The sequence below is a fragment of the Pseudoalteromonas luteoviolacea genome, assembly GCF_001696455.1.
Lineage (GTDB): Bacteria > Pseudomonadota > Gammaproteobacteria > Enterobacterales > Alteromonadaceae > Pseudoalteromonas > Pseudoalteromonas luteoviolacea_C.
Map to the genome: position 1 here is coordinate 1 of NZ_MAUJ01000055.1, position 424 is coordinate 424.

General features: G+C 45.5%; 1 protein-coding gene. It reads right to left on the reverse strand.

Annotated elements, in window-relative coordinates; genetic code table 11:
- Positions 1 to 424: hypothetical protein (locus A7985_RS26700; RefSeq protein WP_176716814.1), on the reverse strand; the 424-nt coding region annotated here is incomplete at both ends.

Consider the following 424-nt stretch of genomic DNA (forward strand, 5'->3'; position numbering starts at 1 on the left):
CCAAATAGGCCACTTAGATGGTCGCTGACATAGTGCTCAGAGTACAGGTCGTTGTCTCGCCCAACCGTCGACTTTTTACCCCATACATCATATTCAAAGCGCTGAATAAGCCGGAGTTTATTGTCTGTGACCGTGATCACCGAGCCTTGGTGATCTGTAAACAACCAATTGAGGCTACTAATGCCCGTACTGTAATATTTTTGTATCGCGTCATTGCCAATGTAGCGCTTAATATGTGCCTGTTCATTGTCAGTGTCTTTGACGGTAAGCTCTAACGCACCAACGTAATAAATGGTTTGCGTGGCATCTTCGCGTTTGTAACGACGATTGTTCGCATCATAGGCAAAGTAAACCGTTTCGCCATTGCCTTGCATTTCAACCGCTTTATTGCGACCGGAATACACGATTTTTCTGTAAGCGGACG